We start from the raw sequence: 14,793 nt of genomic DNA on the forward strand, positions 1-14,793 counted from the left end.
TTTTCCTAGCGGCTTCACTATTTTTATTCATTTTACCTCATTTTTAAATAGTCTCATACTTATTTGAAATGACTATAAGCCGTAAAAGACTGGTTTTAAGTAGCCAAAGAAGTAGATTATTTAGGCAGAGAATACAATTATTATAACGAGTAGAAGCTGGACATCATCGAGTGGAAAAAAGACAAGTCTGGACTGTTGATGTATCTGAGTTACCACAAGTGCATAATCAAGCATTATGGAGTGGATTAAAAACAGTTGTCATGATAGTTAGTGAAAGACATCTGTGGAATAAAACCACGACTGAATCTCGTTTTTACGCTTAGTAGTTTAAGCAGTAATGCTGAGATAATTGCCGATTCGATCCGCAGTCATTGGGGAATTGAAAATAGCTTACATTGGACGCTTGATGTTACATCTTGTGAAGATAAAAGCCGGATTCGGAAACAGAACTCTCCCGAGAATTTTGCACTTCTACGGCGCTTAGCTATAAATTTACTGAAACAAGAAAAAACTTCCGGCACAAAGTCTAAAAATGAAACGATATCGAGCAGCAATGGACAATAATTATTTAGTTCAAATTTTAAACTCTGCCAGTTAACACTCGAAATCTAATACTAATATCTTTAAAAAATTATCCGGCTTTAAGAGGTTAAGAAAATCTTGAAATTCTGGTTTTATCTGCTCAATTGGGGTTAAGATTAATGATTTTAAGAATGTTTTTTGAGTTATTTAAAAATGCACAAATTTACGTTTTTGTCAAATTAATTTAGATGCGTTTACCCTGCGACCCAAGGATGCAAAGCATTTTCGACCGACGCAGGATGTCGGAGTCAATGAAGCGGCTGGTTGGGTAAAATCCCAGAGGCGATCGACTTACCAATAAAAACCGCCAGATTCATTTAAACTGATTAAAAATTAGGCTGCGAAAATCAGATGGTCTACAAGAATAACCGCAAAAAGTTACCCTTATTAGCAGCGTTCTTAATCTCGCAATTTATTTCTTGGTTCCTGAGTACGATCGCACTATTTCTCAGTCTCTGGGTCATCGTACCAGCACCTGCGATGTTCCTGTACCCTTTGGCGGTGGGAGCACCAGAAATCAGCCCTTGGTTGGTCGGTATAAATACGATCGCCCTTCTGCTGAACCTGCTGGGACGGCATCAAGGCAAGGTCTACATTATTTTGTCAATTTGTAACCTGTTCGCCCTAATTCTGAGCCTGCTACCCCTGATGCAGTTCCCAGCAGCCAATGCAGCCATAGCTACCCAAATGCAAGCAGTTTTAGGGGAAAACTATTTAGCAGCCGTTCCTCAAGCCGATCGCGCGCAGCTACGCCGTCAACCGTTTATTCTCGCAGATGCGTTCCGAGGAATTCCAATTAGAGACGTTAGGATCGATCGGGCTATTGGATTTGCCAACCCTGACGGAGTTTCACTGCAACTAAACCTTTACCGGCCGATGCAAATTGGCAAATATCCGGCGATAATCACGCTTTACGGGGGAGCTTGGCAAAGAGGCAATCCCGATTACAATGAGGAATTCAGCCGCTATATGGCCGCTCAAGGCTATTGTGTGGTTGCAATTGATTACCGCCACGCTCCCAAGTATCGATTTCCTGCTCAGCTTGAGGACGTACAAGCCGCTCTTTCCTATATCAAAACTCATGCTGCTGATTGGGAAATCGATCTCGATCGAATTGCTTTGATGGGAAGGTCTGCAGGTGCTCATTTAGCAATGCTAACTGCTTATGATTCTAGTGTGCTTCCAGTTCGAGCAGTTGTAAATTATTACGGGCCAAATGACCTGATCCGGGGATACAATGACCCACCTTTTCCTGATGCCATAAATGTTCGAGCCGTCTTGCGCGCCTTTCTGGGAGGAACGCCAGACGAACTCAACGAGCTTTACCGTCGGGCTTCTCCCATCAATTATATTAAACCCAATCTTCCGCCTTCTCTACTGGTTTATGCAGGCCGCGACCATATCGTTCAGGCTAAGTTTGGTCGATCGCTCTACGAACGATTGCGAGCCGCGGGCGATTCCCTACGGGATAGCTTCGCTTCACGGGCTATTTTGCTCGAAATTCCTTGGGCTGAACACGCCTTTGATGCAGTTTTTAACGGTCCGAGCAATCAATTAGCTTTGTACTACACAGAACGCTTTTTGGCTCATGCTCTGAAGTCTTCGGATTACCAACGAGTTAACTAAAAATTATCAACTTACTCATTAATTATCGCACCAACTTTGTAATGATGCGGGGATGACTTTTGTTGACTATTTAAATGTGATTTAATTTTACCTAATCCCAGTGCAGGTAAAAGCAGCCCAGTAAAAAGGGTGAGAGAAAGGCTTTACTTTCTGACAAGATTCCTCTAAATTTTTCCGACTATTATAAATTTGGTTGCCAATTCGAGCATACTTTTGGTATTCTTCATCCCATTGCTGATAGTCTGAGGAACCCCAGGAGCAAGCCTTTCGTTCTGCCTCGGCTATTTTGCGGAGCACGCCGGTTTCTCTACCTTTCTCTTTCAAAAGTTCTGTAAGCTGTGGTTTGTAACTAGCCTCTAAGGTATTGCCCGCAAGCTCTCGCAACTTAACTTGAGCTTGTCTAATAGCTTCTGGGCGATTCTTTCCCTGCTGCCACTCTTGATAGTAAAAAATCGAGAAAAGCGCCGTAGCTAAATCATCGACAGCCCAAAGCGTACTGATAACACTTCTGGCTCCAGCCGACAAAAAAGCAGTTGAAAAAGTAAGGATATCGCCAGTAATTTCACTCAATCCCAATCCTGTTTCGCAGCAGGAAAGAAATACATCCGACAACTGAGGGAGACGCCATGCAGGAGTCATTAGCTGACCTAAAGTAATGCAGCCATCTCCTAAAATTAATGTCGATTCTAAGGGATTGTCAAAGCGAGACTGGGCGTGGTGGCTAGAATGGAGGATTTGGACGGTTTGCGCCAGTTCTCGATAGTTACTAACTGTAGCTTGACGGCAACCTTTTAAGCGTTGATTGTCTGGGATATTATAAAGGACTGCTAGTTGCTCTCCTTCAAAGCTGGCGCAAGGCAAGTCGTCCGTCGCATCTTCAATAGTGCCACAGTTTAGGTTATTGCCTAATGAAGGACGCTGCTGGCAGAATTCTAGGACTTGACAACTAGGTGCGTAACGAATGAGAAATTTTTCTCCTAAATATCGGTTGTCTCCAATAGGCAGTGCAGCGAACGGGATGTGATGAAGGGCAAAATGAGGAACTATAATCAGTTCCGAAATTCCTTCTAAATGCCACAAAATCAGGTCATTCAAATTTAACAGTTTTGCGATTTCAGCTAGCATCTCAACTAACTCTTCTTTCCAAGAATTTTTCTCCTCAACATATTGTCCTAACCAATTTTGGAAAATCCATTCGTGCAAAGCCTCAAATCCTAAACCAGCACAGCTTTGCACGGTAATCTCGTTTTGTCGCACGACGAAGATAAAGGTGTCGCTAACAGTGGTGTAAAAGCTAATAATGGCAGTGGTGGGTTTGTCGATCAGCTTTTGGATGGATGGGAATTCGAGAGGATTGACTCGAATTTGACCGGCAAGCACTGGATCTAGGCGGCGAAGTTGTTCCCAAATTAGGAGTTTTTCAGCTTCCAGATCAGCTATTGTTTGATTGTAAGCTGCTAGTGATGCGCGACTGTTATCAAGTTTGCTATTGTCAATGTCACTGCTAGGTTGATTGCGTCCTCGTTCTTTGTCAATTTGCTGCTGTATCCGTTCAAAATCCTGCAAATGCTGTTGAATTTCAGCAGGAATTTCTGCACTTGAATAGAGGTCATTGCTTGCCATTAAGTCTACGAGGCGTTTAGAGCGCGATCGCTCTACATATTCAAGGGCTTTATCTAACTGCTTGTTATTGATACAAGCTTGCACGATGTTTGCATAAATGTCGATCGCCTCTTCCAAAATTTCTTGGCGGCGAAATTCGGAACTTGCCCAAGTACGGCTGGTTTCAATAGCTTCAATCGCATTAGCGTATCCCTCAATCGCTAACTGCCAATCTCCAACTACAAATGCTCTGTTTCCTAGCATTTGACCAGTTTGATAGCACTCAACTGGGAAAGCAGTTGGCGTGAAGACTTCCATTGCTTTTTGATAACAGGCGATCGCCTTTTCGTTTAACCCCAGCATAAAATAGGGATTGCCCAGATTCATTTGAGCCATAGCCCACTCTCTAGGAAACTCATCTGGGTTAAAGATTTGTAAGGCAGCTTGATGGGCGGCAATAGCCATTTCTAAATTCTCATTCCGATCGCCCTCAAGTCGATGCACGTAAGCGTTGCCCAGATTCGTCTGCACTCCTGCCCAACCTGATGGAAAAGCGTCTTGAGTGTAAACTTGTAATGCTGCTTTGTTAGCTGCGATCGCCTTCTCAACATTTTCTACCGGATCGCCATGAAGTCGGTGGCGGTAAGCAGAGGCAAGATTCATGTGAGTTTGCGCCCAAAGTTCCGGGGATTCTTCGCGGGTGCGGAATAACAGGGCATTTTCATAACAAGCGATCGCTTGTTCCAAGTTTTCCGCCTTGTCGCCACAAATGCGATCGCGGTAAATAATACCCAGATTGTTTTGGAGTTGAGCCCATGCCGCCGGATTTGCTTCGCGGGTGTCAACTTCCATTGCTGCAAAACAAGCGGTTATTGCCAATTCTGCATTCTCTAATCGATCTCCGCGAATTCGGTTGCCATAAGCAAGAGCTAATATATTTTGAATTGCGGCCCAGTTTTCTGGCCAGGCTTCGCGGGTAAATACTTGTAGGGCATTTTGGCAGCAGGCGATCGATCGTTCTAGGTTTTCGGCCCAATCTCCTTTAAAACGGTGATGATAAGCACTGCCAAAAAACATCTGACAATTTGCCCATATTTCTGGAGCAAATTCGCGGGTTAAGACAGTAGCAGCAATTTCATAACCTGCGATCTCTATCTCTAAATTATTAGCTTGATTTCCTTTTTTAAATTCACGAATGCAGAGGCTTAAACCTATAATGCCAGCAGCGATTGCTTTTTTTTCTTCTGGTGGCACTTCAGATAACGTAGCAGACGATTTATCTCGCAACACCTTAACAAAGTATTCATCGAGTTGAGCTTGATTAGCTTCAAGCACGACGTTAACTTCTGGCAGTCCCGTGAAAAAATGCTTGTCAAATCGAGCTGCATTTGTTTCCACCAATCTGTCAGCGGTGTCGATTCTATTTGAGTTTGTTTCCGCCAATCCATCTACAGTTTGGAAATTTCTGCGACCTTCGTCAATAGCTTTGAATAATTGAAACAATAAATGCTCGCGAGTTTCCTGTTGGATGGCCTCCCACTGTTCGGGAAATTTTTCTTGGGTAAAAACAGTTGCAGCAACTTCGTAGCCTGCCTTAGCAATCTTCCAGTTGTTTTCTTCATCGCCTTTATCAAAATGTTGAATCAGCCTGCTAAAACTGAGAATTGCCGCTGCTATATTGATTTCTTCGGCTGGACCCAACTCAGATAAAAATAATTTTATAATGTTGAATTTTTGCAGTAAACTATCGTTTAGTTGCTCTAGGTTATCTTCCAGAAGTTGATAGAATGCTTGCGGATTAGTCTCGCTTTCGATAGCTGTTTGCAAAGCTCTATCTAGAAACTGCCCCAATGAAGTTATTTGCTGGATTTCAACATCTTGCAGTAAGTCTAAAATAACAGGATAGCCGGAGCGATCGGCATATTCTCTGGCTTTTTCGCGCTCTCCACAGGCGAGGCAAAGCATTACTATTTGTAGGTAAGCAGAAATCTTTTCAGGAATTTCTTGATGTAAAGATTCAGAATTCCCCCAGCGGGCGATCGCCTCTACAGCTTCAATAACCCTCGCAAAACATTGAAAAGCTTCTGGCTTGTTGCCAGCAGCCAATGTTAGCTTGCCCAACTCAAGCCCGGTATTGATGCACTCTCTAGGAAACGAATCAGGGGTAAAGATTGTTAATGCCGCTTCAAAACAGGTTAAAGCGTTAGCAATTTGTCCCAATTTGCGGTAAGCCTTGCCCAAATCTGACTGGGTATTAGCCCATCTTTCGGGATAGGTTTCGGGAGTATAAATTTGTAAAGCTGATTTGTAGGCTGCGATCGCCCGTTCGAGATTCTGCGTTTTGTCCCCTAAAATCCTTTGGCTATAAGCAGTGCCGAGGTGCCATTGACTGCTAGCCCAATCGGCATCAGTGCGAACTTTTAAGGCGACTTGATAACAGGCGATCGCTTTCTCGAAATTTTGCGATCGATCTCCTTCAACTCGGCGAGTGTAAACAACTGCCAGGTTATTTTGCAGTCTTCCCCAAAGTTCAGGATCTCGATCGCGGCTAACAACTTGCAAGGCTTCTTCATAACAAGCGATCGCCTTTTCTAAATTCTCAGATTCATCTCCGACGATTCGGTCACTGTAAACAAGACCGAGGTTATTTTGCACCATCGCCCACTCTTGGGGAGAAGTATCGCGAGTGAAAATTTGCAAAGCATTGGTGCAAGCGGTTAGGGCTTTTTCAAGGTTTTCGGAGCGATCGCCCAACCTTCGATGGCGGTATACTGGAGCTAAATCGTTTTGGATTTTTACCCACATTTCGGGTAAAATTTCACGAGTTAAAATTTTGGCAGATCCTTCAAAACCTGCGATCGCAATTTCTAGATTAATTATTCTGTTGCCCAGTGGGAATAGCCAGAGTATCTCACTGAAATACACAATACCTAATGCGATCGCTTTTCTGAGTTTTGCCTCAGACTTCAGGAGCGTGTAATCTATCCATAGACTGAATTGCAGCCAAAAATATTCATTCAGTTCGTCTGAGTTAGTTGCTAAAAGCTGGTAAACAGTTTGTTGGTCACTTGGGTTTAGCAGAATTGTCCGCAATACTTCCCACAAGAAAGCTGGAGCTTTAACAAAAGAGCCTGTTACTGGCGACCCATCTGTTTCTCTGTAAGAACTGTATAAAAAATCAGCCAAATCAATTAAAAATTCAGCACTATAAAACTCCCTCTGTCCTACCAGAATTGTAGCTACCATTTCCATCATTTCGACCAAACCAACATCAACCAAATCCGGGTGCTTCCTTAAAATCTTCAGTTCCTTACCGCGAGGACATTTGAGAAGCGCTTGAATCAGCTTGAAATAAGCTTTCTGGCGTTTTGTCGCTGGGGGAGTTTTCACCGCTGGGCCGAATCCTTTAGCCATATTCTTTACAGGTTACGAAGGGGAGACTACATATACACATCAGCCATCCGCTCCAAAATTACGCAGCATCCCTCCATATTTCTGCTAACTTCTCCAACAGCGCTTCGGCTAAATCTTCTAAATCAGTGTCGGCGCTATCCGAACTTTCACGAGTAAATTCCCCTCCGGCGGCACTCCCAGCTAACATTTCTCCCCCTGCGTACCGCCACTCGTACTCGTCGCAAGTTCGATAAATACGCTCTAATTGGGCAACAATATTGCTCAGGGATTGAGTTTCTATCTGAGCTCGTACCTGTACCGCCACCGGATCGTCTGTTTCTAAGAAGGCGATCGCTTCTTCTAAACGAGTAATCTGTTCAATTAAAGCGTCGATAGGCATCAGTTCTGCTACTGCTATTTGTTGCGGTGGATTTGAGCTATCTAAGCTGGGAACAAATCCCAATAGTTGCACGGAGTCAAGGCGATCGCTAAACTGTACTCCCACATATCCAATCCGATTTTCTATTACTTCTTCGGGTAATAGAATGGTTGTTTCACCAGGTAAAACTGGGCGGCATTCTAGGGAGCCGATACCTGGGATTACCAAGTCAGCGACATTAGCTAGTGTCGTTTTTACTGGATTGAAGCTATCAGAACCTTCCAAATCGGTTTCAATTTGGAGCCATTTTAAATAGCTGTGAACCGCGTAAACTGCCAGTGCATTCAAGTAAACTCGTTTTCCTTTTTGGACTGTACTTTGAGAGGCTGCCAAATGTCGTGCAAATTCGTGAGCTTTTAACTCTAGCGGTACTGTTAATAGAGGTATTTCTGCGATGTTCATGGTTGTGATTCCTGTTTATATCCGAGACTGCGGGCTATTTCTTGCAATAACCGTTCGCATTTTCGCCCCCAGTGAGAATTAAGAGTCGTGTAATTGACGTTTAACTCGTTTGCTAAGGCTTGAAATCTGTCAGGAGGGTCTTTTAACAACCTTCTCATGCTGAGGAATTGACAATTGCATTTCGGGTGAGACCGAGGGTAGCTATTTCTTAGTTTCTGTTCTGGATCTTGCTCGATATATCGTTCTAGTTCAACTCCTATTCGCTGAGTAGTTTCTTTCTGAGCGCTTTCAATCATGCCATCCAGCCCACCGAGCGTAAGGTCTGGTAATAGATCGAGCCGAGTTGTTTCCCCTACATCCGTCGCGATCGGAGCATCTAAACTAATTGGAGCATCTTGGTCAGGAGAATACAAATCTTTAATTCGCCAACCCAAGTAGCCGTTGATCCAGTTAACCAAACTTTTTGAAACAGAAGATTGGCGCGGCTCAAATTTAGCAATCTCGCGACTAACCCATTCTAAAGTAAGGTTGAGGGCAGCAGGATAATTTAGATGAGATGACTTTTTGAGTCCTGGTAGTTGCTGAATTTGCAATAACAGCTTGTTCATGGCTGTTCGCCCTTTTCTACTCTTAGCTGGATTTTGACGTATCTCTGCAATTAGAGCGCTTAACCGTCCATCTAGGTCATCCATGCGACTTTTTTGAGGAGCAATTTAGTTTGTTTATTAGCTATGAAAATTCGCGATCGTGCGAAAATTCTAAGCTATTTTCTCATGTGGTTGAGTTCTAGATATGTGTAAATTCTTGCCGGGAGGAGGGAACAGGCTATTTCCACGCGAATTATTGCAACTGAAGCAGGCTAAACGCAAGTTGGAGAGTGCGTTAGACCCGCCTCGGCTTTTCGGGAGTAAGTGTTCTATGGTTCTTTCTGATTTCTGCATCGACTTGTTGCACCAGTGGCAGCGGTTTCCGTACAGTTGCAGAAGTTGGCGTCTCTTGTTGCGTCTTGAAGCTGGGGACATAAAGTTTTGGGAGGCTCACGGCTGTTACGTGTTCATTTACGTATCAGCTACCTGCTAAAAATTTACGCAGCAGTTTCTAACACAGGGATAACATTTGCCTTAAGTCTTTTCATCACAGTGAAAGGAATTTAAATACCCAGCTATACGTCTGTCGCTTGTTGTATAAGAGAGTCGGTGATTTTGTGAGAAGTTAAATTGTTAATTTGATGACAATTGCTCAAAAGTTTGAAAAACTCATATGTTGCACCATTCTCGCTCGCGCAGGCTTTCCGGCCCGTTCCGCGAAGAGTGAATTTCTTGTGGGGTGGGCCGCAAAGCCCGCCCATAAAAAGCTGATTGAAAATGGTGCAAGATATCACAAAAAGCGAGCTCCCTTTCTTGGCAAACTATATAGTATCCGTAGGTAAGTCCTGTAAATGTACGATCGCCCTCAGTTTCAGGGCTCGCCGTCCTGTTACACTGAAATCCTGCGGTTGCGTGCGATCGGTGCGATCGACGTTTCTGAAAAAAACATAAAATTCTGTAGCTTAGGATACATTTATTTGGTTAATGATTGTTTAAACTCTCCAAGTGTAGATTGTGTACTCTCCATAATTCTCCAAAACCCCTAAACGAGTGCGTTGTTTGCTGGACTGCGATTTATCGATCGTCGAACCGTTAAAAACCATAAGTAGTTTTGACCTGAATTCATCGGAATTGATTCGCACAAAATTTTTGAGCTGACCAGGGTGAAGATTATTTACTGAATTGGTGCAGTGCAGACATCTATAATGTTGACTCAAGTTTGTACAGGCTCTTGCCATCTATCTTCTTGCTAATAACCGCAATCCAACCGCATCTCACACTGGATTGTCACGCCCGGTGGACGGCGAAGTGATTGAGCCTCGCTCCACCAATCTTGTAGAGCCTGCCAAAAAAGACATCCTCGCAAAAGTTAGCTTTGACAAAAAATCTTGGGTAAATCCAACATATTTGTCAATAGTTAGACTTGGGCTACCCTCTATTTTTTCTCAACTACTCGTCCTGCAATCCCAATAAAAATAACCATGAGTGGAAACGAATCGCGCGTTCAAGCCATTTCTCAAATTGTCAACCGCAAACAGATGCCTGCCCGGCCTCCCAAGCGGTTAGAAGATATGTGGGCAACAGACGTTTTTAGTCTGAGCAAGATGCAAGAAAGTCTGCCCAAAAGCATTTTCAAATCAGTAAAAAACACCGTTCAAACCGGTCAAAAACTCGACGATTCCGTAGCTGATGTAGTTGCAGCAGCAATGAAAGATTGGGCTATTTCCAAAGGAGCCCTGTACTACGCCCACGTATTTTACCCGCTAACCAACAGCACCGCCGAAAAGCACGACGGTTTCATCTCAGTGCAAGGCGACGGGTCTGTCATCTCAGAATTTGCAGGGAAAGTTCTCGTACAAGGCGAACCCGATGGCTCCTCATTCCCCAACGGCGGCATCCGTTCCACGGCCGCCGCTCGCGGATATACAGCCTGGGATGTCACCAGCCCTGCTTATGTCATGGAAACCGACAACGGCATGACCTTGTGCATTCCCACTGTTTTCATCTCCTGGACAGGTGAAGCCTTAGACAAGAAAACGCCGCTTTTGCGTTCCATTGCCGCAATGAACAAAGCAGCCACCCGAGTGTTAAAGCTATTAGGAAATACCGAAATTGCTCCGGTAAATTCCAGTTGCGGTTCCGAACAAGAATACTTCCTGGTAGATGCCAATTTCACCAACAACCGCCCCGATTTACTATTAGCAGGTCGCACCTTGTTTGGCAAAGCTCCTGCGAAAGGTCAGCAATTTGACGACCACTATTTTGGGGCGATTCCAGAGCGCGTTCAAGTCTTCATGCAGGAAGTAGAAGAAAAAATGTACCGCCTGGGAATTCCTGCCAAAACCCGCCACAACGAAGTAGCTCCCGGTCAGTTTGAAATTGCACCTGTTTTTGAAGCTGCAAACGTCGCCAGCGACCACCAACAATTAACCATGACAATTCTCCGCAACACTGCGAAGAAACACGGTTTTATGTGTTTGCTGCACGAGAAGCCTTTCGCCGGCATTAACGGTTCCGGCAAACACGTCAACTGGTCGGTCGGCAATTCCACCCAAGGAAACTTATTAGACCCCGGCGATACACCGCACTCGAACATACAATTTCTAGTTTTCTGCGGCGCTGTAATTCGGGGAGTTCACAAATACGGCCCGCTGTTGCGCGCGGTAGTTGCTACTGCCAGCAACGACCACCGATTGGGTGCAAATGAGGCTCCGCCAGCAATTATCTCTGTCTATTTGGGTTCGCAATTAGAAGATATCTTCGCGCAAATTAGCCAAGGAGAAGTTAAGGACTCTAAAGGTCGGGGAATTATGAACTTAGGTGTAGAAACACTGCCTACTTTCATGAAAGATGCTGGAGACAGAAACCGGACTTCGCCCTTTGCCTTTACTGGGAACCGATTTGAATTCCGTGCAGTAGGTTCCGGTCAGTCTGTTTCCGGGCCGCTGGTGGCGATGAATACAATTCTTGCAGATTCTTTGGACTGGATTGCTAACAAATTAGAAAGCGATTTGGCTGACGGAACTGAACTGAATGCTGCCATCCAAACACTTCTCAAAGAAGTGATGGACGAGCACGGTGCGGTTGTATTTGGCGGCGACGGCTATTCGGAAGAATGGCACAAAATGGCCGTTGAGGAACGGGGTCTAGCTAACTTGCGGACTACGGCCGATGCTTTGCCCGTGTTGAAGGAAGGATACATTGAAGACTTGTTTGAAAAGACAGGTGTTCTGACTCCCGTTGAATTGGAAAGCCGTTACGATGTTTATGCAGAGCAGTATTTGCTGGCAATTGAAGTCGAAGCAAAACTGGTAATAAGCATGGCAAAAACTATTATTTACCCCGCTGCGGTGAGGTATTTAGCTGAACTTTCCGGCACGATTTCTAAGTTGAAAGAGATTGGGATTGAACTGGAAAAAGAAAGTGCCGAAAAAGTAGCGGTTCTGGTTAAGTCCATGATGGATACTGCGAGCAAGTTGAGTGATGCTTTGAGCAAGCACGATTTTGCTTCGACAGAAGACCATATGCAGTATGCTTCGCAAACAATTCGTCCTTTAATGGATGAGGTTCGCAAGTATGCGGATGCTCTGGAAGGTGAAGTGGCTGATGATTTGTGGCCGCTGCCTACTTATCAAGAGATGCTGTTTGTTAAGTAATCGTAAATCGGGTTAATTTCCGGTGATATTTGTAGGGACACGGCAGTGCCGTGTCCTTACTTGTTTTTGAGGTTAAATGAGTGTGACGCTGAATCTGTCAGAGTCATTAAATGCGAGTGAGAGTAAGAGCTTGACTAAAGTGCCAAATAGTTTGTTAAAATTATCCATAGTTGATTATTGATAGGAAGTTTTGTGTTTGCTATTAAACGAGCGCTCAAACTAAATGGCCCAGAAGCGACTTTGATGGCAAAACACGCAGGATTCCGGCGCGTAGTATTTAACTTTGGGTTGAGCTTGCGGACTCAAATGTATAGCGAGGGAAAATTCACAGACTCGAAGGTTCTCAACGAAGTTAAAAAAGTTCTTACCAACCACGTCAAGAAACAGCCTGAATTTGGTTGGATGAACCAGTTATCTAGTCGAGTTTATCAAAATGCTTTGATTGACTTGAAAGATGCTTTTAGTAGATATCGCTCTGGAAAGGCAGGTCATCCAAAATTTGCTAGCCGCCGAGACGGTCAATCTTTTACAGTTGATTCATCTAACGGCAAAGTTTTACTAAGCGCTGGCAAAACCATTAAGATTCCTACCTTGGGGACTTTTCGACTCTACGAAGCCCTAGAATGCGGTTATGTGTCTCAAACTTTTACGATTTTAAAAGAAGGAAGTCGTTGGTTTGTTTCCTTTTGCGTTGATGCCGAACGTTTGCCAGTTCAACAATCGGAAAGCTCTGTAGGAATCGATGTAGGCATTAATTCTTTTGCCACGCTGTCAACTCAGCAGGTCTTTGATGCGCCGAAGCCGTTAAAACAAGCGAAAACCAAGCTTGCTACCTTGCAACGCAAAGCCTCAAAACAGGTAAGAGGCTCCCAAAATCAGCGCAAAACCTACCATAAAATCCGTCGGCTCCATGCACGGATAGCTCGTATTCGCTTAGATTTCCTTCACAAGCTAACAACATATTTAGCTACAACTTTCAAGTTAATCAAGATTGAAAACTTGAACGTTCAGGGCATGATGGCGAATCATAAGCTGGCTGGGGCAATATCGGATCTAAGTTTTTACGAATTTAAGCGTCAACTCGATTATAAGTGCAAAATGTATGGGGCAAATTTAGTGCTGGTAGACCAATGGTTCCCCAGCACTAAAACTTGCTCGAATTGTGGCACTAAAAAAGATATGCCACTAAGCATTCGGACTTTTGATTGTCCTGCTTGTGGCATATCTTTAGCTCGGGACTGGAACGCAAGTCTAAATATTTTAAATTGGAAACCCTCGGCTTGAGGGGGATAGCCTACTTATCTTGGGATTAGCCATCTACCCAATAGCGTAGGAAGTAAACTCCGAATTGTGTCTAAAAATGGGCTTAGACAAGTTTAGATAAGTTTTACAAAGCAGTTGTGAAGATTGTTGAGATACCGTTCAACAAATTTATCGGCGTACAAAAAGTAATATTGCTGCGAAAAGCTATTATGCGAATTCAATCTTTCTTGAAACAAATGACTCTGGCGGCTCTAGCTCTATTTTTTGCGATCGCTTGCAGTCGATCGACTCCGAACGTAAACTCTTCCCCTGAAGCAACTACCTCTAGCACCTTTAAAGTGGCGTTGGTCGTCACAGGCTCCAAAGACAACAACAGTTGGGCTCAAGCCTGCTTTGAAGGATTGAATCTAATTAAAGATAAATTTAATGCTCAGGTAGACTTTAGTGGCATTGACGGTGAAGATAGTGAAGCTGTCCTTCGCAAATATGCCCAGTCAGGCTATGACCTGGTAATTGCAGCCAGTGGGGGCTATATCAAAGCTGCCGAAAAGGTCGCTGGAGAATTTCCGCGAACGAAATTTGCCTTGGTTACAACGTATCCAGGGAATAACAAAAATTTGGGGGCTGTTGCCTTTCGATCGGGTGAGGTGGGGTACCTCACAGGCACTTTGGCTGCCATGAAGACCAAAAGCAATAAAGTTGGCTATATTGTGGGTGCAGCTTATCCGGTTTACAAAGAAGAAGAAGCCTTGTTCAGGCGGGGAGTGAAGGCAACGAATCCCTCCGTTCAAGCCTCGACTGCTTTTCTCAACAGTTGGATTGATACAGACCAAGCCATCAAAGTTGCAACGGATATGGTGGCCTCTGGAGTAGATGTTTTGACAATCAACGCGGATGAGGCAGGGTTAGCCGCGCTAAAAGCCGTTACGCAAAAGCCAGGAGTCTTTGTGATTGGTTGGGCCAAGGATCAGTACGAACTAGCTCCCGGCAAAGTCCTAACTAGCGTTCTGCAGGACATTCCCAATCTGGTGCTAAATGTGGCCGCGTTAACCCAGCAAGGTCGCTGGGAAGGAAAACTTTACAAGTTTGGGCTCAAGGAAAAGATCTATGACTTTGCTCCTTTCCGTGGCACTCTCACGTCTCAGGAAGAGGAAACTTTCAAGACCGTCCGAGATGCTGTGACGACTGGCAAAATTGATGTTTCTCCTTAGTGCGCGCATTAATTGATTTACCAATATCGATC

Annotated in this window: 9 protein-coding genes; 5 read left to right on the forward strand and 4 right to left on the reverse strand. The window is 44.3% G+C overall.

The genetic code is table 11. The features are described from left to right. Window positions 1-270 precede the first annotated feature (270 nt). A complete protein-coding gene (locus QUA80_RS33980; protein ID WP_445302299.1) occupies window positions 271-564 on the forward strand; it encodes an ISAs1 family transposase in 294 nt (97 codons plus the stop codon). Between the two features lie 369 nt (window positions 565-933). Continuing rightward, the gene (locus QUA80_RS27840; protein WP_333428215.1) at window positions 934-2,208 is read left to right on the forward strand and encodes an alpha/beta hydrolase; all 1,275 of its coding nucleotides are present in this window, start codon (window positions 934-936) and stop codon (window positions 2,206-2,208) included. Window positions 2,209-2,295: 87 nt separating this feature from the next. On the opposite strand, the gene QUA80_RS27845 is transcribed toward QUA80_RS27840, so the two are convergent. The 4 genes from QUA80_RS27845 to QUA80_RS27860 all read right to left on the reverse strand — a co-directional run bounded on the left by QUA80_RS27845 (window position 2,296) and on the right by QUA80_RS27860 (window position 9,066). Further along, the gene (locus QUA80_RS27845) at window positions 2,296-7,224 is read right to left on the reverse strand and encodes a CHAT domain-containing protein (RefSeq protein WP_333428216.1); all 4,929 of its coding nucleotides are present in this window, start codon (window positions 7,222-7,224) and stop codon (window positions 2,296-2,298) included. 58 nt (window positions 7,225-7,282) lie between these two features. Further along, the gene (locus QUA80_RS27850; protein ID WP_333428217.1) at window positions 7,283-8,044 is read right to left on the reverse strand and encodes a DUF1822 family protein; all 762 of its coding nucleotides are present in this window, start codon (window positions 8,042-8,044) and stop codon (window positions 7,283-7,285) included. Then, entirely contained in the window at window positions 8,041-8,652 is a 612-nt protein-coding gene (locus tag QUA80_RS27855; RefSeq protein ID WP_333428218.1) for a hypothetical protein, read from the reverse strand. The genes QUA80_RS27850 and QUA80_RS27855 overlap by 4 nt, the downstream gene beginning before the upstream one ends. A gap of 150 nt (window positions 8,653-8,802) precedes the next feature. Beyond that, on the reverse strand, window positions 8,803-9,066 hold the full coding sequence (locus tag QUA80_RS27860) for an HNH endonuclease (protein ID WP_333428219.1): 264 nt from the start codon (window positions 9,064-9,066) through the stop codon (window positions 8,803-8,805). A 1,046-nt stretch (window positions 9,067-10,112) separates the two neighbouring features. Here QUA80_RS27860 and QUA80_RS27865 point away from each other — a divergent pair. The 3 genes from QUA80_RS27865 to QUA80_RS27875 all read left to right on the forward strand — a co-directional run bounded on the left by QUA80_RS27865 (window position 10,113) and on the right by QUA80_RS27875 (window position 14,761). Further along, on the forward strand, window positions 10,113-12,287 hold the full coding sequence (locus QUA80_RS27865; protein ID WP_333428220.1) for a glutamine synthetase III: 2,175 nt from the start codon (window positions 10,113-10,115) through the stop codon (window positions 12,285-12,287). A gap of 192 nt (window positions 12,288-12,479) precedes the next feature. After that, a complete protein-coding gene (locus tag QUA80_RS27870) occupies window positions 12,480-13,571 on the forward strand; it encodes an RNA-guided endonuclease TnpB family protein (protein ID WP_333428221.1) in 1,092 nt (363 codons plus the stop codon). Window positions 13,572-13,687: 116 nt separating this feature from the next. After that, window positions 13,688-14,761, forward strand: coding sequence for a BMP family protein (locus QUA80_RS27875; protein WP_333428222.1), 1,074 nt, complete (start codon window positions 13,688-13,690; stop codon window positions 14,759-14,761). The last annotated feature ends 32 nt before the right edge of the window (window positions 14,762-14,793 follow it).

This window comes from Microcoleus sp. F4-D5, assembly GCF_036704885.1.
In the GTDB taxonomy this organism is placed as follows: Bacteria; Cyanobacteriota; Cyanobacteriia; order Cyanobacteriales; family Microcoleaceae; genus Microcoleus.